The organism is Actinoplanes sp. NPDC026623 (assembly GCF_040638275.1).
Classification (GTDB): Bacteria; Actinomycetota; Actinomycetes; order Mycobacteriales; family Micromonosporaceae; genus Actinoplanes.
The window spans coordinates 17,709-36,828 of the sequence record NZ_JBEZXZ010000026.1; the positions used below are offsets into that span (position 1 = coordinate 17,709).

The window sequence follows — 19,120 nt, forward strand, 5'->3', positions numbered from 1 at the left end:
CACACAGGCGACACGAGACCGCTAACAACCGGCTCGGCACCTGCCCGCCGTTTCGGGCAGAGGTCAGCTGGTCGGAGTGCGCTGCTCCGGTGTCACTGCGGTCACTACGCTCTGCATCGGTGCTCCCACGCACATAGTCGTAACGCGCCGACCGGTCTCAACCGGTGCGGTCTCCTGGTCATCGTTGACTGGCCACCAGGAGACGAAGAGCCGCCCGGCGAGGAGTACGCCCTCCAGGGGGCCGTCTGGCCCATGGACGATGCCAGTGATGATCGGGTCCGAGCCGATCGGCTCTGGCCCGAAGCTGCGCAGGACGTGAAGACGCTGCGCGATCTTGCTGGGCGGCACGTCGGCCTGGCTACGCGCGTCACGTGCTGCCAGCAGGTCGGCGCGGACCTGGTCAGCCCACTCGCCTTCGATCACACCGAACTTGATGCAGAGAGCGAGGTAGACGCATTTGAGCAGCGCGATTGACCACCGCTTGTGCTCCGGGGTGTCGTACTCCATGTCGACGTCGCCGGCGGCAAGGATCTCGGCGAAGATCTCGTCTGATGGGCCGGCGGGCATCAGCAGATATTCACCGTCCTCAGTCCAGCGAAGCAGCAGTCTGCCGACGCGCCGTTTGCCCTGCACTGTCTCCGAGGCGAACCACGTCGTCAGCGCGCCCTCGTACCAATCAACAAGGTCGGCTTCAACCCTGCTGCCGAACCCGTTGTTGCACCGTGTGCACGTCCTGGTCATCACCTTGCCCCCGAGACGCTGAGGCGGCACATGCTCCGCCGACGTTGCTGCCGGTTCGCCGCAGATCGGGCACACGTCGAAAAGGCGCGGTCGCAGAACCTCGACCAGTTCCAGCGTCCCGCGCTCGGCTGGCCCTGGAGTCTCATTCGTCGCGTCCAGGCTTCGGCCATCTGGCAGCCGGATGGAAATCGAGTCGGGTGCACGCTTCGCCACGCAAGGAGGCTATCGGCCCGTGCCAGCGCTTTTGGCGTGCACGCGGGCGGGGTGGCCGACGCCTCGTGCCTGCGGGTGACTCACCTAGTCACATCGCCGCGCCGGCCGCCTGCGTCACTTGGCCAGACATGGTCGCGGGGACGGCGTAGGGCCGCCGGCGAGCTGGTGGACCTCCACTGACCGCGCTGTTTCGACCATGCCTAGCCTCGCGCCTACACTCCGTCACCGAAAGAAAAACGGTGCGGACGCAAAGCTCGGGGCAGATCAGGGCGTCCTTCGGGGCCGACGGATTGTGGGTCGGTGAGGTGGGCCGATCTCTTGGATGGTGGCCTCGATTGGCCTGTCTGGCACTCGGTCGCAGTCTGCCATCGATGTGGTTATTCGACGAGTTCTGCGGCCCGCAGCCAGGGGGACCTTCCTCCGCGCCGTCTCCGCCATTGCCAGTCAATTCCCCTTTAGGCGACGTCTGCATGCTATGAGGAGAAACCCATCGGTTCGGCCGGGGAGGTTGAAAACTGGCAGTATTTTCGCTGTTGTGCGTGAGTCTGGGTCAGGGTTGCGTAACGAGGGTGAAGGCGAGGATGGCGACGTCGTCGCTGCGCGGGTTGGGGCCCACGTCGGCGCTGAGAATGTGTTCGAGCAGAGCTGCGGGGTCGTTGGCGGGTCCGGACTGGATCGCTTGGGACAGTTCGGTCAGGCCCCGGTCGACGGTGTAGCGGCGGTCCTCGATGAGTCCGTCGGTGTACAGCACGATGCTGCACCCAGGTGGCAGCGGGAGGATCTCGTCGCGGTAGGTGGCGTGCCGGGTCCCCAGCGGCGGCCCGGGTCGCACGTGCAGTGGCCCGGTGTGGTCGTCGGTGCGCAGGACGGGCGGGGGATGGCCGGCGAGGACCGCGGTCGCGGTGCCGTGTGACAGCTGCAGTTCGAGGTAGCAGCAGGTCGCCATGGCCTGCGGTTCGTAGCGCAGCAGGTGCTCGTTCGCGCGGCGTATCACGTCGGCGGGTGGGGCGCCGTCGGCGGCGTAGGCGCGTAGCGCGCTGCGCAGTTGCCCCATCGTCGCCGCGGCTTGAGGGCTGTGACCAGCCACGTCACCGATCACGATGGCGGCCCGGTCGGCGGTGATCGGTATGACGTCGTACCAGTCGCCGCCGACGTCGGCGCCGTCGGTCCAGGGTAGGTAGCGGACCGCGTGCCGGGCGCCGGGGATGCTGGGCAGCGCGGCCGGCAGCAGCGCGCGTTGCAGGTCGGCGGCGATGGACAGTTGGGCTTGGTAGAGCAAAGCTCGCTGCAGCGCCTGGGCGGCCAGCCGGCTGAACGCCGTCAGGTTGGCCCGTTCGTCGTCGTCGAACTGGCGGGGCTGCTGGTAGCCGATCACCAGCGTGCCGATGACCTGTCCAGCGGTGGTCAGCGGCAGGAACGCCCAGGCCTTGCGGCTACCACCGGAGATGGCGCTGTCGGGGTCCGGCTGGGCGGCTTCGAATTCCTCGGGTGTACTGAGGTAGCGGGGTTGCCCGGTACGGGCGACGCCGGCGGCCGGGTACGGGTGCGCCAACGGTACCTGCCCGAGCTGTGCGACGACGTGGTCCTCGTAGCCGGCGGAATACCGCAACGCCAGCCGGTCCTGCTCGATGAGCAGCACGGCGAGACCGTGCCCGCCGGCGGAGGGTCGTAGGACCGCGCCGATGGCCAGGTATACCTCGTCGGGGGTTTGGGCGGCGACCAGCGCCGCGGTGACGCTCTGCAGCGCAGTGGTCCGTTGCGCCGCAGCGCGGGCCTGCTCCACGCTGTGTTCGAGTTGCCGCTGGTGATCAACCTGCTCGGTGACCTCACGATAGGACACCGCGACGAAGCCGGTATCGACGCGGACCGCCTTGAGCTCCCACACCTGCGCCGTGCTCGACGCGGTCACCTGGTGATGCCACGTCTCGCCGGTCTCCGCGACCGCGCGCAGATACGGCACCAGGTCGACCTCCGCGGCACCGGACGGCCGCTCGGCGAGCCGCTGCCCGATGAGATCCTCAACGGAACGGCCGGCGAGTTTCGCACCGACCTGATTGACGTACTCGCGGGTGAAGTCGACGATCGCGCCATCGTCGTCGCGGACGGCTCTCAGCAGCACGAAGCCGTCGAAGGCCGCATCGAGCGCGTCGTAGAGCCGGGCGCCGCCCTCGCTCTCGGAACCCATCGTCAGCTTGGAGAGATCGACGAACCGGGCCACGAACCCGTCACCGAACGGCATGACCCGGACCTCGAAGTGACCGCTGACGGTAGCCCGGTCGTAGTAGACGGTGCGTACTGCCGGCACCCGCTCCTGCACCACCTGCCGGTACAACCGGAGCGTCCCGTCGGTGACGGTCTCGGGCCACAACTGCCGATAGGTGCGGCTGATGAGCTCGTCACGAGGTCGTTGCAGGAACCGGCTACCGGCTTCGTTCAGATAGGTGAGGGTGAAGTCGATGATGGCGCCGTCCTGGGCGCGGACCGCTGTCGCCAGGGCACACCCGTGCGGATCACCTTCCAGCAGACCCACGAGATCCGCCGACGGCCATGCACTCATCGCATTCCCACCCATCGGCGCTGGCGTTCATCCATAGCGTAACCGCCCACCTCGGCCACCGGGCGGGTGACTTTTCACGGTTCACGCCTGGATGCGGTGCCGTAGTGGCGCGGCTGCAGGTGACATGTGGTGCCGTCCCACTCAGGCTCGCGCATCGCTCGAGGTGGGACCGTCCGGCGCGCGGGCCGATGAAACGCGGATGGGAATCATGAGACGTGGATCGGCATCTTGGCGCCGCTGGTGGGCACTAAGGGAGCCATGACGAGATGGACGAATCGACATCCGATGCCGCCCGACGAGGAGATCGCACGGTGGACCCTGGACCGGCCACCGGCGCTGGAAGCCGTACGCGCCGGCCTGCAACGCGCGGTCCGCGCCCACGCACCGAAGAATGCCGCCGACCTGGCCGACCTCGCCGAACGACTCATGATCGCCGCGACAGAGTTGGCCGGCAACGCGCTGCGGCACGGCAAACCTCCGACCGTCGTCGCGTTGCTGCGCGCCGACGGGCACCTGATCATCGACGTCACCGACAACGACCCCACCACCCGGCCTACCGTCGATCCTGACCGCCGACCCGGCAGCGGCGGCCTCGGCCTGACCCTGACACAACGCCTCGCCCAAGAAGTCGGCTGGTACCCGACCGACACAGACAAACACGTCTGGGCGCAATTCACCATCGCCGCAGACCGACCAGGATAAATGTGCGCACAGGCTTGGCCTCCGTCGTGCTCCCGCTACAGCCAATACCCCGCGAGGCTGGCGGCTGGCTGCTTAACCGACGGCCCCTGGAGGACCACGGCCGGCAGGTTGCACCACGGCACACTCACCCAGAGTTGTTAAGTGGCTGCTAAGCGTATAACCGCCTAAACGGTTGTCGACGGTCCGAGGGGTAGACTTCAAGGCCTGAGGTCTACATCCTTCAATGTTGACCGAGCCAGCGTCAAACACCGGCGCGGGTCCAGAGCCCTCCACACGAGGGTCCTTCAGCGGATCCGCGCACGCCCGCACCCATCAGGGGTCGTGGTGATGTGCCCGTCTCAAGGGACGCACCACTCATGACGCAGACGCAGCTTATGGGGTCCGCCGACGCCTTCGCGCAACTCGGCCGGATCAAGCTCAGCGAGACCGACCTCAACGGCGTCTTTCAGCAGATTGCCGACCTCGCCAAACGCACCATCCCGGGCGCCAGCGAGGTATCCGTCACCCTCGTCAAGAACCAAGACGCACACACGGCCGCCTTCACCGGCGACCTCGCCCTGGCACTCGACGAGACGCAGTACAAACTCGGCCACGGCCCCTGCCTCGACGCAGCCGTCTCCACCAGCATCCAGCACGTCGCCGACATGACACGCGACGACCGGTGGCCGGACTGGACGTCCCGAGCCCGCGAAGCGGGAGCCCACAGCTCCCTGTCGATCGGGCTACCGGTGCAGGAGGCGGTCAACGGGGCGCTCAACGTCTACGCCACCGAACCTGACGCCTTCGACGAGAACGCCCTCGCCGTCGCTGAGACCTTCGCGGGCTATGCCGAGGTGGCCATGGCCAACGCCTACCTTTACAACGCCCAGACCACCCTTGCTCAGCACATGGAAATCGCGATGCGTAGCCGCGCGGTGATTGAGCAGGCCAAGGGCATCATCATGGGCGATCGGCGGTGCAGCGCCGACGAAGCCTTCGCCATCCTGACCAAGCTGTCGCAGGACACCAACCACAAACTCCGCGACGTTGCCGCGGCCCTCGTCAAACGCGCCACCACCACTCCCAAACCCTAAAACCTTGGCAGCTACCGACCTTTTACAACGGATCCGGCCTCGACGCGGAAAATAGCTCCCGTCGCAGCGGGGCCCGGCCGCAAAGGGTGGGGTGGGGCTTTGTTGCTGACTGCTGATCGGACGCGTGATTCTGACGGTCTGACGTGGCCCCAACCCGGACGGGGCTTAAATCGACCCCCGTCCAACCAGGGAGGGCGCAACGTCGTAACGCTTGATCATACCGTCTTCAGGTCGACGCGCGCGTTGTCGGCGGCAGAAGCGGATACCGCGATCGCGTTCCGAGACCCCTCAGCGGGACTGTCCAATGGTCCACCGGAACGCTGCGGCCGCCTGGGTCGCACCTTGGCGAAGGTAGAAGCGGTGCGCCTCGGTTCGCGCCGGACTCCAGAAAGACGTAGTCGGCGCCGTGTTCCTGCGTCCACGCTTTGGCGGTCGTCAGCAGGCTGGCACCGATGCCTCGGGAGCGCCATTCGCGGCGTACCGCGAGATCCTCGATCGAGGCGCGACGACCGAAGCGCACCGAAGCGATGTCGAGGTAGATGCTGGCCACGCCAACCCGGCCCGATCGGCGAATGGCTGGCCGTGCTCCCCTGCCTGAACACCAACGGCACTCTCGTCCGGGCGATGCAGCGGGTCTCACCGATCCGCGCGCGTCTGGCGCGGGCCATCGCCGAGACGCTCGGCAATGGTGTCAAAATCCCTGAAACCCCCGAGCTCGCCATGGATCGCGTATGGGACCTATCGATCGATGTCTGAGAAGCCTCAGGCAGGCGCGGGTGATCAATCGTCACCGCATGATCACGAGTCCGCCGTCGGCAAAGTCGTGTACGCGATCATCGGCTCGGCCGACACGGACAGTGATGGCGCGCCTAGCGGCCCGCGCGATGACAGCGGCAGATGCGGATACGCGCGACTCGACGTCGGGATGTTCACGCGGCACGGCCAGAGGACCTGCCGAGGTCGGTCTGGTCCGAGGGCTCCGTCATCCCGAAATCACTGGCGTCTCGTACAGGCAGTGATCAATATGGGGCAATGAACCGGGAACTGGTAGAGCATTACGGCGTTGACTGTGTCGAGGACACGCGGCTACGCCGGTCGGCCCATGGACGCCTGGAGTATCTGCGCACCCAGGAGTTGATCCGGCGATGGTTGCCAGCCTCGGGCCGTTACGTTGTCGACGTCGGCGGTGGCACGGGCGTCCACGCGGCGTGGTTGGCGGCAGACGGGCATACGGTGCACGTCATCGATCCGGTGCCCGCTCACGTCCAAAGCGCCGCAGCGCGTCCCGGCGTCACCGCGCAACTGGGCGACGCCCGCGCGCTCGACTTCCTCGACGACAGCGCCGACGTCGTACTACTGCTCGGCCCGCTGTACCACCTGACCGATTCTGCTGACCGCGCCCGCGCCCTGGACGAGGCCGTCCGAGTGCTGCGTCCGGGCGGAATCCTGGCCGCCGCCGGCATCAGCCGCTACTTGTCGCTCCTGGAACTGGGCGCCGACGGCCGTCTGACCGGGGCCCTGGAGCCGGCTGTGCGTGCGGCGATCACTGCTGGTGATTACGACGGACACGTCGGCTTCGTAACAGCGCATTTCCACACCGCCGAGGAACTCGCGACCGAGGTCCGCAGTGCCGGGCTGACCGAGGTTACCGTCTACGGCGTTGAAGGCCCCGCCTGGCCCGCGTTGGACACCGCTGGCCTGCCGGTGTTCGACAACCGAGTCGATGCGGCGCTGCGCTGCGCTCGCCTCGTCGAACGAGACCCGCTATTGATCAATACCAGTGCGCACCTCCTCGCACTTGCTCAGAAGCAACCAGTCAGCTCCCGGCAACGGGCTTAGCCGCACACTGTTCTCGGCGCGAGCGTGCGCCGGACCGACCCAGGTCGGCGTCACACGACGTGACGGCTCTCCACCGGCCCGCAGCGCGCTCGGCGGCAGATCCGCGCACGTGATCGCTGCGATGGGATGGAGATACGGTCCGTTGTGACGATCAAGGCGGGCATCGTCATTGAGCCGCTGGTGACACGCGGCAGCGCGACGCGGTAGCAGCTTGACGTGTCGACCTGCGGGCCGGACTTGCGAACGCGGCGACCGCGCCGGAAGGATGTGGCGGTCGAGGAGGATTCATGATCAACTATGCAGGGCTCATTGTTTCGCAGCTCGAGTTCTACTGGGACGCCAATCTCTGGCCGCGCGTGGCCGGGCTCACCGACGACGAATATTTCTGGGAGCCGGCGGACGGGTGCTGGTCTCTGCGGAGCGATGGAAACGGCAAGTTTGTCCTCGACATGGCCCAGCCGGAGCCCAACCCGCCGCCGCTCACTACGCTCGCCTGGCGCATCATCCACGTCGCCACCGCGATGTCGACTCGGACCAGCGCGTTCTTCGGGCCCGAAACCGACAAGCACATGTTCCACCCTGTCCACCAGCCCGCCGAGCTGCCCGGCACGGCCGAGGGCGCGCTGCAACTCCTCGCCGACTCCTACCGCGACTGGCACACCGCCATCACGGCCCTCGATCGGACCGAGCTCGAACGCCCGCTCGGCCCCAAAGGCGCCTTCTTCGCCAAGGAACCGATGATCGCCCTAATCGTCCACATCAACCGCGAAGTCATGCACCACGGCGGCGAGATCGGCGCGCTACGCGACCTCTACCGGGCAACCAACGGGAAATGACACGCAGCGGCGAGCATGTCGGAGAACGCGCCGCGGTTGCGGGCGTCGCCGCGCCGAGACTGCCTTCAAGCAGATCCCGATGCGCGCTCATCGGCAGATCCGGATGCCACCGGCACCGGTGATCATCACACTACGTAGTTGGCGGTTCTGCCCCGTGACGACCCCCCAGGCTGCCAACTCGTAGCAGCAAACGGCTGGACCCTCGTATCCGACGACGACTTCGAGGCGGCGCAACGCGAGGCGGTCGCCGGTACGGCGTGGGTGATCGACGGGAACAGCCTGGCCACCCTGCCTATCCGGGCTGCGGCGGCCGACACGATCATCGTGGTCGACCCGCACCCGCTCGTCTGCCTTCTGAGGATCCTGCGCCGGCGGCTGCGCTACCTCGGCGGCCAACATTCCGACGAGGTCTTCGACCGCATCACCGGTGAGGTCCTGCGGTACGTGATGACCTACCGCGCTCGGCACCTGCCCAGGGTCGTGCGGTGCATCAGCGAGCACGGCCGGGACGCCACCGTGCTGCACCTGCGCAGCCGACGCGCCGTACGCCGATTCGTGACCGAGACCCGCCGCCAGCGCGACATCGGGAGGCGCGGATGACCGGCCTTGCCCGGTACGCCACCGACCCGGCGTTCAGAACGTCAGGGGCAACTCCTGTAGACCTCGGCTACGAAATGATGGAAGCCAGGCGAGCTGGTCGACCGGTGTGTTGAGCGCCAGGTCAGGGAACCGGCTCACCAGGGTGCCTACTGCGATCTCGGTCTCCAACCGGGCTAGGGCACTGCCGAGGCAGTGATGGATTCCGTGGCCGAATGCGAGATGGGCGTTGTCCTCACGTCCGACGTCGAACAGGTCGGCGTCGGGGAAGCGGCTCGGGTCACGGTGCGAGGCGGCCAGGCACAGCAGGACGGTGTCGCCTGTGGGGATGATGTGTTCGCCGACCTGGAGGTCCTCGAGGGGGAACCGGCGGATGGCGAAGGGGTTTGGCCCAGCGAAGCGCAGCATTTCCTCCACCGCCGAGGGCATCAGACCTGGCTGCGCGCGTAGGCGGGCGAGCTGATCGGGGTGGGTGAGCAGCGCCAGGACTCCGTTGCCGATCAGGTGAACGGTCGTCTCGTAGCCGGCCCAGAGGATCAGGAACGCTAGCGAGGTCAGCTCGTCCTCGCTGAGCCGGTCTCCGTCTTCGTCGCGCATGCTGATCAACGCGGAGATCAGGTCTTCACCGGGCTTGGCCCGCTTGCCTGCGACCATATCGATCAGGAGTTGGTGAAGGCCGGTGACGGCTTCCTTGGCTCGTTCCGGGGGCTGGCCGGGCTTGGGCGCGAGCAGTGTGGAGGTCCAGTTGCGGAACCGCTCTCCCTCGCTGTTTGGCACGCCGAGGAGTTCGCCAATGACCGTCAGCGGCAGTGGCAACGCCAGCGCGGTCATCAGATCGACGTGGCCTTGACCGGCGACGCGATCGAGCATCTGGTTGGTCAGGATTTGGATGAATGGACGGAGTTCTTCCACCCGGCGAGCGGTGAACTCGCGCGATACCAGGCGCCGGAGGCGCGTGTGGTCGGGAGGGTCGATGTTGGCCAGGTTCTCGTCCAGCGACGGGGGCAACGCGAAGCCGCGATAGCCTCCGCCCGAGGAGTTGCGTTTGCTGATCGACAGTCGCGGGTCGTTGAGCAGGGGGCGCACGTCGGCGTAGCGGGTGACGAGCCACACCGGCGACCCGTCCGGCGTAGTGGCCCAGCGCACCGGCCCGGCCGTCCTGAGCAATGCGTACGCCGGATACGGGTCAGCCATGAATCCGGGATCGTTCACCAGTGCGAAGGGGTCTTGCTCGTTTAACACCGTTGCCATGTGATCACCTCCTAGGCGGCTTGGGGAGCGGATTGCGGGGCATCCGCGGCCAGAGCTGCGGCGACGACAGGTGAGCGGTCGAAAGCCAGCGACACCTCCACCAGCCACTTCACCTCGGTGGCCATGTCCGTCCGGTCACCGTCGCCATCCACATCGAGCAGGACAGGCTCCACCGGCAGCTCGTCGCGTTGCATAGCGCGCACCGCGCCGGCGAGCACGGCGGCCTCCACCACAGTCGACAGCTGCGAGTCGTCGAGATTGCGCTCAGCGGCCGCCTGCCGGGCGGCCGACTCGACCCGCGCGTCGAAGTGGTCGCGAAGCGCCAGGCGACCATCGCGAATTTCGACGGCGCGGCGGGTGAGCTTGAACTTCACGGCGCGTACCGCGTAGCGGTAGAGCCACTCATTGCGCGACGGCGGATCCAGGGCGATGCCAGGAACGGCACGGTGCAACGCGGACCACAGCGGGTACAACTGCCGATAAGCGCGTTGACTACCGAACCATTCGGCCACCCGTGACAGATTCGGTCCCCAGCCCGGGATGGTGAGGCCGACAATCGTGACGATCGCGCCGATGCTGGCGCCGAGACGCGCCACGTTCTCCCACCGGCTCGGGTCCCAGCCCACGACCGCGGCCACGACATCGGTGATGCGGGCCGCGGCATAGAACAGCCCGCAGATCGCGCCGAGCCCGAAGATGCGCAGACCTCGGCGTAGCCACGGTGCACCCGCGACAGGTGCATAGCGCCAGGACATACGCAGGATGTCGATTCGGGTGATCGTGTAGGCGGCCAGATACACCAGCAGGTACAGCGAGTATGTGGGGAGGTGTGCGTGGGTGGCAACGAAGTCCCGGGTGCGTTCAGTCGCGGCCGGCGTCATGAGGAACAGGGCGCTCATCACGAGCAGCACCCCGGTCAGCAGGGTCGCCCGGAATCGGATCTTGCGCCATGCCTGGGTCCGGGGATACATCCAGAACAGCATCAGGGCCTGCAGAGCTGCTGAGTCGGCGATGACAATGCTCTGGGTTACCAGAGCCGCGAGGTTCGGCACGCCGAGCGCGCGGTCGAAGGCCGCCCACACCGAGGGCGTCGAGAGGGCAAAGATGATCGCGAGGAGGCCGAAAGAGAGGCAGAGGGTCACCGAAGCGGCGTCACGGTTCTTCCTCAGGCCAATGAGCTTGAACAGCATGGCCATACCGGCGAGCGCCGCGGCGATGGGGTAGAGGATGTCGTTGATCGTGGGGTTCATCTGCTCCGGTTCCGTGTCAGGGGTATGAGCGGCTGATCCGGCCGACGACGTCGGCTACCTCAGCCGGTACCTCGAAGGTCTCCTCTGGTGAGAAGCGGCTGACCTGTCCGAGGATCAGGGTGGCGATGGTTTCGGCTTCGTGTTCCGACTCCTGCGAGTAGTGGCTTCGGCCCAGCATGGTTTTGATCAGGCCTGGGTCCAGGTCGGGGGCCAACAGGGCGGAAAGGTCGTCGCTGAGCACGGAGCCAACGTGATGGTTGCAGAGCAGGTGGCCGATTTCGTGCAAGATGATCAGCAGTTGGTGCGGCCCACTGGTGGCCTTTTGGAAGAACACATAGTCCTGCTGCTCGGTGGACATCCATAGACCGCATGGACTGTCCGGAGGTAGGTCCATCGGCAGCAGCAGGATCGACCGGCCGCGCTTGTCACCGAGGCGTCGGCACAACTCCTGGACGTCAAATGGTGACGGAATGTCGAGATCGCGGACGATGTCCCGGCATCGTTGCCGCTGCCCTCGCCGCTTCATGTCGCTCCCCCGGTCCGGCATTCTTCACAGAGTCGTCGTGCAGCGGCAACGGCTTTCCGGCGTGCACGGTCGCCTCCCCAAGAGTCCCCGGTGCGCTCCACCGACACGTCAGCTCGGATCGTCGTCGAGGCCCTCCAACTCGCGGACCCGCTTGATCATGTCGGCGACCAGGTCAATACTCTTGGGCGACAAGCCGTTCAGGCGCAGTGCCAACTGCTGCGCCCGGGTGTCCCGCAACGCCGCCACCACATCCAGCTGCTCGTTGAGGTGCTGCTCGACGGTCTCATCGAAGAAGTACGCAACGGGGACCTTGAAGAACCCCGCCAGCAGCGTCAACGTCGCCTGCTGCGGGTTTGCGCTGCGTCCCGAACACAGGTCGGCGATCTGAGTGTGCGAGATGGTTCGCTCACCGGGTCGTTGTCGCTTCCGGATCTCTTCGGCGATCTCCCGGAACGAGAACGGGCCCCTGCTAGGTGGGTGAACCGTTTCGACGAGATGCCGAAGTTTGTCCGCGAGGGTCCGCGGAGGCAGTGGTGCGCCTGCGGGAGCCATTGCCCTCCTCCGATGCGGAGTGTGAATCTTACACTGTGGATCTTTACTCAACGCGAGCCCCGCTCGCGGTCGTAAGAAGTAGTTGCCGAATTTTGCGAGAACTCGTCTACCATAGACCACGTGGGGGTTAAATCTTACAGCACGGAGGATGAGAGTAAGGTGCGCCTAACATCGACTCCGGTACTACTGGGAATCTGCGGCATCGCCGCCGGGGCGCTGGCCCTCGGTACGGAAGCGATGCCGGCGCTGGATCTGTACCAGAACGCTCGGGCGGCATCGTTCCGAGTCCTGCTAGGACTGGCGGTCATTTTGCTCCTGACGGCCAGCTTTCTCACCACCGCCCGTCTCGCGCGGAGCATCGAGGCGCAGCCGACCGATCCCCGGCCGGTTGTCGACGCCTTCTTACTCGGTCTCGCCAGCCGCGACACGTCCGACACCGACGGGCATAGGGGGGATGTCGACACGGCGGCCGGTGGACACATTCCAGACACGGCCAGGTTCGGCGTCACCAAATACAGGCGAACCGGCCTGTAGGGCAAGTCGTCCCAGAAGCAAGCAGGACATTGGCCTCCCACCGCACGGTGGGGGCCAATGTTCAATAGAGCCCAAAGACCGCAGACCGGCCAGGCAGTCGCGCCGGGCGGGTCGGCGGCCGTGCAGTTAGCCGGGCAGGAGGCGAAGGCGTTCGCTCGTCTGGGTGACGTGGCCGGATTGCGGGACGCGCTGGCCCGGGGCCGGACCTTACTGGATTCGATGGCGACACCAGACCGACCCGATCACCATTTCGTCGTGGACCCTCACAAGTGGGATTTCTACGCGATGGACGCCTACCGCTTAGCAGGGGATGACCAGTTGGCCGCGCATCACACCCGGACGGTGCTGACGTTGGGTGCCGGGCCGGACGGCGAGAAAGGCCCGATGCGGATGGCCGAGGCTCGGCTGACGTTGGCTGCCGTCGCGGCCCGCGCGGGTGACCTGGATCAGGCTGTCACGACCGGTGTGGGCGCGTTGGGTGCGGGCCGGAAATCGTTGCCGTCTCTGCTGATGGTGGCCCGGCAACTGGACGTGGAGTTGCACCGGCGGTCCCCGAACGAGTCGGCCGCCGACGATTTCTGCGAGGCTTTGCGCGAGGTCAACTAGGCTCCTGCCAGCGGGTTGAGGCCCCGGCCCGCGCCAACCTGGGGCCGGGGCCGAACGTTCCGGCGAGCGCGTCGGCTAGGTCCATGGCGAGCCATGATCGCTGTCTGGCGGCGGCGATCGTCGCGGCGCCCGGACTAGTGTGCGGCAGGGAACATGTGCGCGCCGATCGTGCGGGCGCGAGACCGGGATCGTCCACAAGGACGACGTACCCGAACGGGCGAACGGGTGGCCGACCCAAGGCACAATGGCAGCTGTGCAATTACCGACATGTGGGCGCATTCTCTGCGCCCTGATATTGACTGTCCACGCGGTGCACTACGCGACGTATGAGGCCGCGTTTGTGCCGCCGGGACCGGCCGTCTAGCTCACCGTGGTCCAGGTGGAAGCACCCGACACGCGCGGCACGTTCGATTCCGAGGGAGCCCACGCCGAAGTGGAAGACCCGTTGACCGGAGCGACGTCGTCCGGCGGTTTCGGCGGCGACGTGGTGGCGATGGCCGGCGCGGCAGAGGCGACCGTGACCGCGTACGACGCCACGGTGGTGATCGATAACTACGTGGGCCGGGCAGCGTAGACCAGCCGGGCGCGGGTTACTCCCCGGGGAAACCGGCGGTGACCGCGCGCCCTCCGGCGAGTCGTACGGCTGCGCAGCTCACGGACCTCTATGTTCGGCGGCGTGGATGGATGGAACCTCCCCGATGTGAACGGGGCCGTCGCTGGTGTCATCGCCATGGTTGCTGTAGTGGTGTCAGTGGTGCTCGGCATGAAGAGCCTCCGCGTGTCCCGGCCGCCCTTGCAGAGACGCGGCGCACAGCGGACGAGACGCGCCGGACGGCTGACGCGGCAGAGGCCGCCGTCAAGGCGGCCGATTTGTCCGCGACGGCCGCCCAGGAGTCCGCTCGCGAGGCGGGTGGCGTCGCCCAGATGGAACGGGAACGGGAACACGACCGGCTCAGCCCCGGGCCGGTGCCGACGATCGTCACGACGTTGGAAGAAAACGCGCGCGGGGAATCGCTGCCCCCCCAACCTGTTCGGCACGGTGACGGTGCCAAGGGACTACCGGGTCAGGGCCGACGCGGTGCACCGAGGCGGTGCGCGGGTGCCGCTGTCGTTGAACCTGTTGTTGCACGCAGGCCGGGCGTATCGGTTCCACATAGAGCAATGGCCGCCCGGCCGCACCGAACCGGAAGTGGACCACGTGGCATTCCGATTCTGGGTGCCTACTGCCACAGATCCGGTGGAAGCGTGGGGATGCCCGTGCGACCGGCCGATGGCGGACGGCGAGGAACGCGGTCACTGGGAATGGCGTTCGCCGATCTCCTATACGCCAGCACCCGATCCGATGTCGGAAATAATGAAGCAGATACGAGAGCGACGCCGGAAATAAGGCTTTCACCATTGTCCGCAGGCGACAGTGCCCCGCACCTTTAACGGTCGCCAGACACGTGCAATGCACGGGGCGTGCTGTGGTTGCCCGGGGTTCCCTCGTCAACGTAGACGACCATTAGGAACAGTGTGCCGACATGCCAAACACCGGTGGGCCGCTGGCCACTGAAATACCGAACATCACCGACTGGATGCAGGGTTGGGGCAGCCTGGCCGCTGCGGTGACGTCCGCACTGGCAGTCTTGTTCACCGGCTGGCTGTTGCGTCACGAGATCCGAGCCCGTCGGGAAGAACAGGCGGACTCGGCTGGAGCTCAGGCCAGGCTTATCGTCGGCACTGTCGCGTCTGTTGATTTGATTCCGTGACTGACGACGACACCGGCGTTGTAACGAGAATTGCAGCGAAGACGATCTCCTGGCAGGTCGACAATTTCAGCGGGTCTCCGGTCTTCGACGTAGAGGTCCATGTTGCTTTCAGGGACCACAAGCTCACGCCAATCCGGAAGAAGCTCGCAACGGGCAAGACTCGGCTGGACATGGTTGCCGAATCGGAACGTAGCCATGTCTTCTTCGAACAACCGTTCCCTGTCGGGCCGGATCAGCCATTCCCCGAAGACGAAGTGCTCATCACCCTCACGTTCACGGATGCAGCAGGTCTCGTATGGCGGCGCGCCGGAAGGCGCACACCTGAGCGGCTGATCGGCGGGTTCTCTAGGACTGGTCCGTCTTGGGTGGGCTGGCTGATGCACCCGGTGGTCGCCGTGGCGTTGGGCATGACCGGCATCGTTGTCGGTGTGGTGGCGCTGCTCGTCTAGAGACCCTTCGGTGTCAGTGTCTGACAGGCAGGTGAAGTTGGATCCGCCGTCGATCAGGCCATGGCGGCGTGCATACCGTTCGAGGTGGTTCTCCCGGTGGCGGCCAGCATGGCGACGGCGGGTTCGCAGGCGCGCGTTCATCGTCGACCAGTCTCACCCCGACCACTCGGACGTTGCAGAGAAAAGGTGCGCTCCGCACCAAATCATCCAACACCTGCCGTCGAGCACCTGTGGAGCGGCGGTCACCGCGTTCGTGCGCCCAGCCTCGCCGTCGCCGATACGCCGACCTCGCCAGCACCCGCACAAACACGGCGGACCCCTGCCCGGAAAGCTCCGCGGCTCCCGGCACCGGGGCCACGCACCCGTCCCGCCGATCACGTTGCGCCCGGTCCAGCCACCATCGCTGCAATCAGCAGAATCCAGGCAGCCACCACCGGCGATTACCCGGACGGGCCGAACACGACTCAACACGGACCCTGACGATGAAAGCTCCATAGATCCACTGCGCCGAACCGGGTCACGACTCGGTAACAGTGCGAGCAAGCCAACCTCCGAAGGTAGGGAGATGTCCCCCAAATGTCCCCCGAACCCCTGTCACAGTGATGGACGTCGATGAAAAACGCCTCTGACCTGGTGGGGCGGGCGGGACTCGAACCCGCGACCGAGGGATTATGAGTCCCCTGCTCTAACCCACTGAGCTACCGCCCCGTACCGGCGGCGATCCTATCCCGACCTGCCCGGGGCAGACCAGTGATCTACAAACCTGCGCCGGTCAGGGCGTCGAGGGATGCCAGGACCGCGCCGGCCGTACGCCATCCGCCGGCCAGCGCGCCCTGTATCGACGGGCTGTCGCGGTGGTCGCCTGCCACAAACAGACCGTCTCCCAGCGCCACCGATTTGCGCAAGCGGGATTGTGGGACGGTCGCCGCCGGCAGGGCTTCCGCTATCGGGACCACGCTCAGCAGCTCCCAGTCGTCGGTGGGGGTGCCGTAGATCCGGGCCAGTTCCACCCGGATCACCGTCTCCGAGGCGTCCGACGGGGCCGCGACGCCCACCGACGAGGCCGCGATCAGGGATTTTCCGCCTGGGGCGTATTCCGGCGCGGCGTTGGACAGCACGATGGTGTTCGCGACGATTTCGCGGCGGTCGCCGTCCAGGAGCAGGGTCGGCTCGTTGATGGGGGCCTGGTCGGCGGCGAAGTAGTAGGTCGTCAGGCCCCGCATGTCCGGTTTCGGTAGTTGGGGCAGGAGCGTCGCGGCGGTTGACGGGTCGGTGGCTACCACGACGGCGCGGCAGTGGATCTCGCCGCTGTCGGTGAACACCAGGCCGGGGGCGACCGAGAGCGTGCGGGCGCCGACCAGCAGTTGCTGGTATGGGAGGGGGCCGGCGATCGCGGCGGGAAGGGCGGCCATGCCGGCCGCCGGTACGCCGATGCGGCCGCGGGCGAACGAGCGCAGGATCATCGCCAGCACGTGGCTGGAGGTGTCCAGGGCGCGGTCGGCGAAGACGCCCGACAGGAACGGCCGCAGCACCTCTTCGATCATGCGGTGCGAGAGTCCCGCCCGGCGCAGCGCCTCCTGGGTCGTCATCTCCGGGGCGTTCAGCAGCCGTTCCGGCGCGTATGTGGCGCAGCGGGCGGCGAGCGCCGCGAACTTCAGGCGGTCGGCGAGGGAGCCGACGCCGGAGCTCAGCGTCTGTGCCGTGGCCATCGGGTCGCGCAGCGGGTTCTCGAGGCGGTGCAGTGACGAGCCGCGGCGCACCAGGACGCCGGGGGTGAAGTAGCGCATGTCCAGGATGTCGATGTCGACGAGCGCGGACAGCCGCGGGTATGCGGTGTTGATGACCTGGAAGCCGCGGTCGAGCCGCCAGCCGTCGACGATGTCGGTGGCGACCCGGCCGCCGAGGCGGTCGGAGGCCTCCACCAGCAGCCAGTTGACGCCGGCGCGGTCGAGACGCCGGGCGGCGGCGAGGCCGGCGAGGCCGCCGCCGACGATGACGACGTCCACCGACATGGGCTGCGACACGGGCACCTCACAGGGGGACGAACAACGCAGGCCCAGCCTAGCGGCGGGCCCGGCCACCGGCAGCGGAAAGACCGATGAACCGCAGGTCAGGACAGCGCGGCGAGCCGCCGGCGTGCGGTGGCGATGGGCCAGCCGAAGGCGCGGGACAGCTCGGCCGGCGTCGCCTCGATCATGGTGTCGGCGAAGCGGGCGGTGGCGTAGCCGTGGTCGGTGCCGCCGCCGACGTCGAACAGCCGGCAGGTCAGGTCGATGACGGTGGCCGGCCAGCCGGCGCGGTGTGCCTGGACGCCGGCCGAGGTGACCAGCAGGTGCCGCTGCAGGGCGGACATCGCCCGGTCGTAGCGGGCGCGGTCGCCGACGATCTCGCGCAGCGCCGCGGTGGGCAGCGGGCCGGTCAGCAGCGCCTCGGCGATGCGGTGGGCCTGGTCGGGCAGGTCGAGGCCGGCGTGGTCGGTCGGCTCGCCGTCGCCCGGGTACAACGCGGCGAGCATGGCGGGCGAGAGCAGCGATGCCCGTTTGTAGAGGAATTTGCCATACCACGCGGTGCCGGTGCGGGGGAGCTCGTCCTTCCAGCCCCAGACTCGTTCCTCGAGTTTGCCCATGCCGGTGGCGAACGGGGTGGCGTCCGGGCCGGCGACCGCCTCCCACATCGATGGGGCGGCGATCCGCTCGGCGGGGAACAGCACCGCGAACCCGACCCGGTCGATGAATTCGCCCGCCTCGTCGACGGCGGTGAGCGGGGGTTCGGGCAGCCAGCGGTCGCCGCGGGCCTGGGCGAGCGTGTCGCCGTCGTGCGGCGGTGGCGGGTTGAGCGAGCGGTCTGACGGCATGTCGGGACCGTATCGCCGGCCTACGACACTTCGTAGACTGCCGCGATGGGGATCTTGCCGCCGGTCGTCGCCGAGTTCGGCGGACGGCTGGAGTCGCTCGGGTGGGTCGGCGATCTGCTGGTGGCGGGATCGCTGGCTACCGGCGACCATCGTCCCGGCGTCAGCGACCTCGACCTGGTCGCGCTGGTCGACGGCCCGGTGGACGACGACCGCGGGGCCGCGCTCGTGGCGCTGCACCGGCGGATCGACGCGGGTGCCGGCCGGGGTGCGCGGCTCGGATGCGTGTACGTCGACGCGGGCCGGATCGCCGAGGCGGCGGCGCGGCATCCGACGTGGACCCACGGGCTTCTCGTCCGGCGCATCCTCTCGGGGATCTCGAGGGCGGAGCTGGTGCGGCACGGGTTCGCGGTGTTCGGCCGGCCGCCGCGGGACGTGTTTCCGGCGATGAGCGACGACGCCGTTCGCGAGGCCGCCCGCGCCGAGCTGACCGGGTACTGGGCCTGGGCGGCGCGGCGCCCCTGGGTCTGGTGGGATCCCGTCATGGCCGATCTCGGTCTCACGTCGATGGCCCGGGGCCGGCATGCGCTGCGCGACGGCGATCTTCTCACCAAGAGCGCGGCGGTCGAGCGGGCCGACGCCCCGGCGTGGCTCAGGGACCAGTTGCGGGCCCGGCGGCGAGGCGAGGAGGTCCGGTCGCCCCGGCTGCGGACGGCCCTGGTGGCCTGGCGCGATGCCCGCCGGACCACCGCCTGGGCCCGCGATGCGGTGCGGCGCACCGGCACCTGAGGC

21 protein-coding genes and 1 tRNA gene are annotated in these 19,120 nt (G+C 67.5%); 12 read left to right on the top strand and 10 right to left on the bottom strand.

Annotation, left to right across the window (positions count from 1 at the left end; translation table 11 throughout):
• Positions 1–63: 63 nt before the first annotated feature.
• Together AB0F10_RS10940 and AB0F10_RS10945 are read right to left on the bottom strand one after the other, a co-directional pair.
• The gene (locus AB0F10_RS10940; protein ID WP_360622420.1) at positions 64–954 is read right to left on the bottom strand and encodes an HNH endonuclease; all 891 of its coding nucleotides are present in this window, start codon (positions 952–954) and stop codon (positions 64–66) included.
• Positions 955–1,504: 550 nt separating this feature from the next.
• Positions 1,505–3,511 (bottom strand): SpoIIE family protein phosphatase, encoded by a 2,007-nt coding sequence (locus AB0F10_RS10945; protein WP_360622422.1) that lies wholly within the window; start codon positions 3,509–3,511, stop codon positions 1,505–1,507.
• 228 nt (positions 3,512–3,739) lie between these two features.
• Between AB0F10_RS10945 and AB0F10_RS10950 the strand changes: the two genes are divergently transcribed.
• Both AB0F10_RS10950 and AB0F10_RS10955 read left to right on the top strand, forming a co-directional pair.
• Complete coding sequence (locus AB0F10_RS10950) at positions 3,740–4,213, top strand: ATP-binding protein (RefSeq protein ID WP_360622424.1); 474 nt, start codon at positions 3,740–3,742, stop codon at positions 4,211–4,213.
• A 356-nt stretch (positions 4,214–4,569) separates the two neighbouring features.
• Positions 4,570–5,286, top strand: a complete 717-nt coding sequence (locus tag AB0F10_RS10955) for a GAF and ANTAR domain-containing protein (protein WP_360622427.1) — start codon at positions 4,570–4,572, stop codon at positions 5,284–5,286.
• Positions 5,287–5,512: 226 nt separating this feature from the next.
• Here AB0F10_RS10955 and AB0F10_RS10960 read toward each other — a convergent pair whose 3' ends face one another.
• Positions 5,513–5,926 (bottom strand): GNAT family N-acetyltransferase, encoded by a 414-nt coding sequence (locus tag AB0F10_RS10960; RefSeq protein WP_360622429.1) that lies wholly within the window; start codon positions 5,924–5,926, stop codon positions 5,513–5,515.
• Here AB0F10_RS10960 and AB0F10_RS10965 point away from each other — a divergent pair.
• The 4 genes from AB0F10_RS10965 to AB0F10_RS10980 all read left to right on the top strand — a co-directional run bounded on the left by AB0F10_RS10965 (position 5,911) and on the right by AB0F10_RS10980 (position 8,561).
• A complete protein-coding gene (locus AB0F10_RS10965; RefSeq protein ID WP_360622506.1) occupies positions 5,911–6,042 on the top strand; it encodes a hypothetical protein in 132 nt (43 codons plus the stop codon). The two genes, AB0F10_RS10960 and AB0F10_RS10965, sit on opposite strands and share 16 nt — an antisense overlap.
• 276 nt (positions 6,043–6,318) lie before the next feature.
• Positions 6,319–7,125: a class I SAM-dependent methyltransferase gene (locus AB0F10_RS10970; RefSeq protein WP_360622431.1), complete on the top strand. Its 807-nt coding sequence runs from the start codon at positions 6,319–6,321 to the stop codon at positions 7,123–7,125.
• A gap of 287 nt (positions 7,126–7,412) precedes the next feature.
• Positions 7,413–7,961 carry a DinB family protein gene (locus AB0F10_RS10975; RefSeq protein ID WP_360622433.1) on the top strand — a complete coding sequence of 183 codons (549 nt, stop codon included), beginning with the start codon at positions 7,413–7,415 and terminating at the stop codon, positions 7,959–7,961.
• A 138-nt stretch (positions 7,962–8,099) separates the two neighbouring features.
• Positions 8,100–8,561 carry a topology modulation protein gene (locus tag AB0F10_RS10980; RefSeq protein WP_360622435.1) on the top strand — a complete coding sequence of 154 codons (462 nt, stop codon included), beginning with the start codon at positions 8,100–8,102 and terminating at the stop codon, positions 8,559–8,561.
• Between the two features lie 33 nt (positions 8,562–8,594).
• Here the strand turns inward: AB0F10_RS10980 and AB0F10_RS10985 are convergent, their stop codons facing one another.
• The 4 genes from AB0F10_RS10985 to AB0F10_RS11000 all read right to left on the bottom strand — a co-directional run bounded on the left by AB0F10_RS10985 (position 8,595) and on the right by AB0F10_RS11000 (position 12,137).
• The gene (locus AB0F10_RS10985) at positions 8,595–9,809 is read right to left on the bottom strand and encodes a cytochrome P450 (protein ID WP_360622437.1); all 1,215 of its coding nucleotides are present in this window, start codon (positions 9,807–9,809) and stop codon (positions 8,595–8,597) included.
• A gap of 11 nt (positions 9,810–9,820) precedes the next feature.
• Complete coding sequence (locus AB0F10_RS10990) at positions 9,821–11,059, bottom strand: MAB_1171c family putative transporter (RefSeq protein ID WP_360622439.1); 1,239 nt, start codon at positions 11,057–11,059, stop codon at positions 9,821–9,823.
• A 16-nt stretch (positions 11,060–11,075) separates the two neighbouring features.
• Entirely contained in the window at positions 11,076–11,585 is a 510-nt protein-coding gene (locus AB0F10_RS10995; RefSeq protein WP_360622441.1) for a hypothetical protein, read from the bottom strand.
• Between the two features lie 108 nt (positions 11,586–11,693).
• Positions 11,694–12,137 carry an XRE family transcriptional regulator gene (locus tag AB0F10_RS11000; RefSeq protein WP_360622443.1) on the bottom strand — a complete coding sequence of 148 codons (444 nt, stop codon included), beginning with the start codon at positions 12,135–12,137 and terminating at the stop codon, positions 11,694–11,696.
• Between the two features lie 120 nt (positions 12,138–12,257).
• On the opposite strand from AB0F10_RS11000, the gene AB0F10_RS11005 reads away from it, so the two are divergent.
• From AB0F10_RS11005 to AB0F10_RS11025, 5 genes are all read left to right on the top strand, one after another.
• Positions 12,258–12,671 (top strand): hypothetical protein, encoded by a 414-nt coding sequence (locus tag AB0F10_RS11005; RefSeq protein WP_360622445.1) that lies wholly within the window; start codon positions 12,258–12,260, stop codon positions 12,669–12,671.
• 57 nt (positions 12,672–12,728) lie between these two features.
• The gene (locus AB0F10_RS11010; protein ID WP_360622447.1) at positions 12,729–13,277 is read left to right on the top strand and encodes a hypothetical protein; all 549 of its coding nucleotides are present in this window, start codon (positions 12,729–12,731) and stop codon (positions 13,275–13,277) included.
• Between the two features lie 379 nt (positions 13,278–13,656).
• The gene (locus AB0F10_RS11015) at positions 13,657–13,851 is read left to right on the top strand and encodes a hypothetical protein (protein ID WP_360622449.1); all 195 of its coding nucleotides are present in this window, start codon (positions 13,657–13,659) and stop codon (positions 13,849–13,851) included.
• A gap of 949 nt (positions 13,852–14,800) precedes the next feature.
• Positions 14,801–15,028 (top strand): hypothetical protein, encoded by a 228-nt coding sequence (locus AB0F10_RS11020; RefSeq protein WP_360622451.1) that lies wholly within the window; start codon positions 14,801–14,803, stop codon positions 15,026–15,028.
• Positions 15,025–15,477, top strand: a complete 453-nt coding sequence (locus AB0F10_RS11025; protein WP_360622453.1) for a hypothetical protein — start codon at positions 15,025–15,027, stop codon at positions 15,475–15,477. Before AB0F10_RS11020 ends, AB0F10_RS11025 begins: the two co-directional genes overlap by 4 nt.
• Before the next feature lie 631 nt (positions 15,478–16,108).
• Here AB0F10_RS11025 and AB0F10_RS11030 read toward each other — a convergent pair.
• From AB0F10_RS11030 to AB0F10_RS11040, 3 genes are all read right to left on the bottom strand, one after another.
• A tRNA-Ile gene (locus AB0F10_RS11030) sits at positions 16,109–16,185 on the bottom strand.
• Positions 16,186–16,232: 47 nt separating this feature from the next.
• The gene (locus AB0F10_RS11035; protein ID WP_360622499.1) at positions 16,233–17,633 is read right to left on the bottom strand and encodes an NAD(P)/FAD-dependent oxidoreductase; all 1,401 of its coding nucleotides are present in this window, start codon (positions 17,631–17,633) and stop codon (positions 16,233–16,235) included.
• Positions 17,588–18,331 (bottom strand): hypothetical protein, encoded by a 744-nt coding sequence (locus AB0F10_RS11040; protein WP_360622455.1) that lies wholly within the window; start codon positions 18,329–18,331, stop codon positions 17,588–17,590. Before AB0F10_RS11040 ends, AB0F10_RS11035 begins: the two co-directional genes overlap by 46 nt.
• 45 nt (positions 18,332–18,376) lie before the next feature.
• On the opposite strand from AB0F10_RS11040, the gene AB0F10_RS11045 reads away from it, so the two are divergent.
• Entirely contained in the window at positions 18,377–19,117 is a 741-nt protein-coding gene (locus AB0F10_RS11045; RefSeq protein WP_360622458.1) for a nucleotidyltransferase domain-containing protein, read from the top strand.
• Positions 19,118–19,120: the final 3 nt, after the last annotated feature.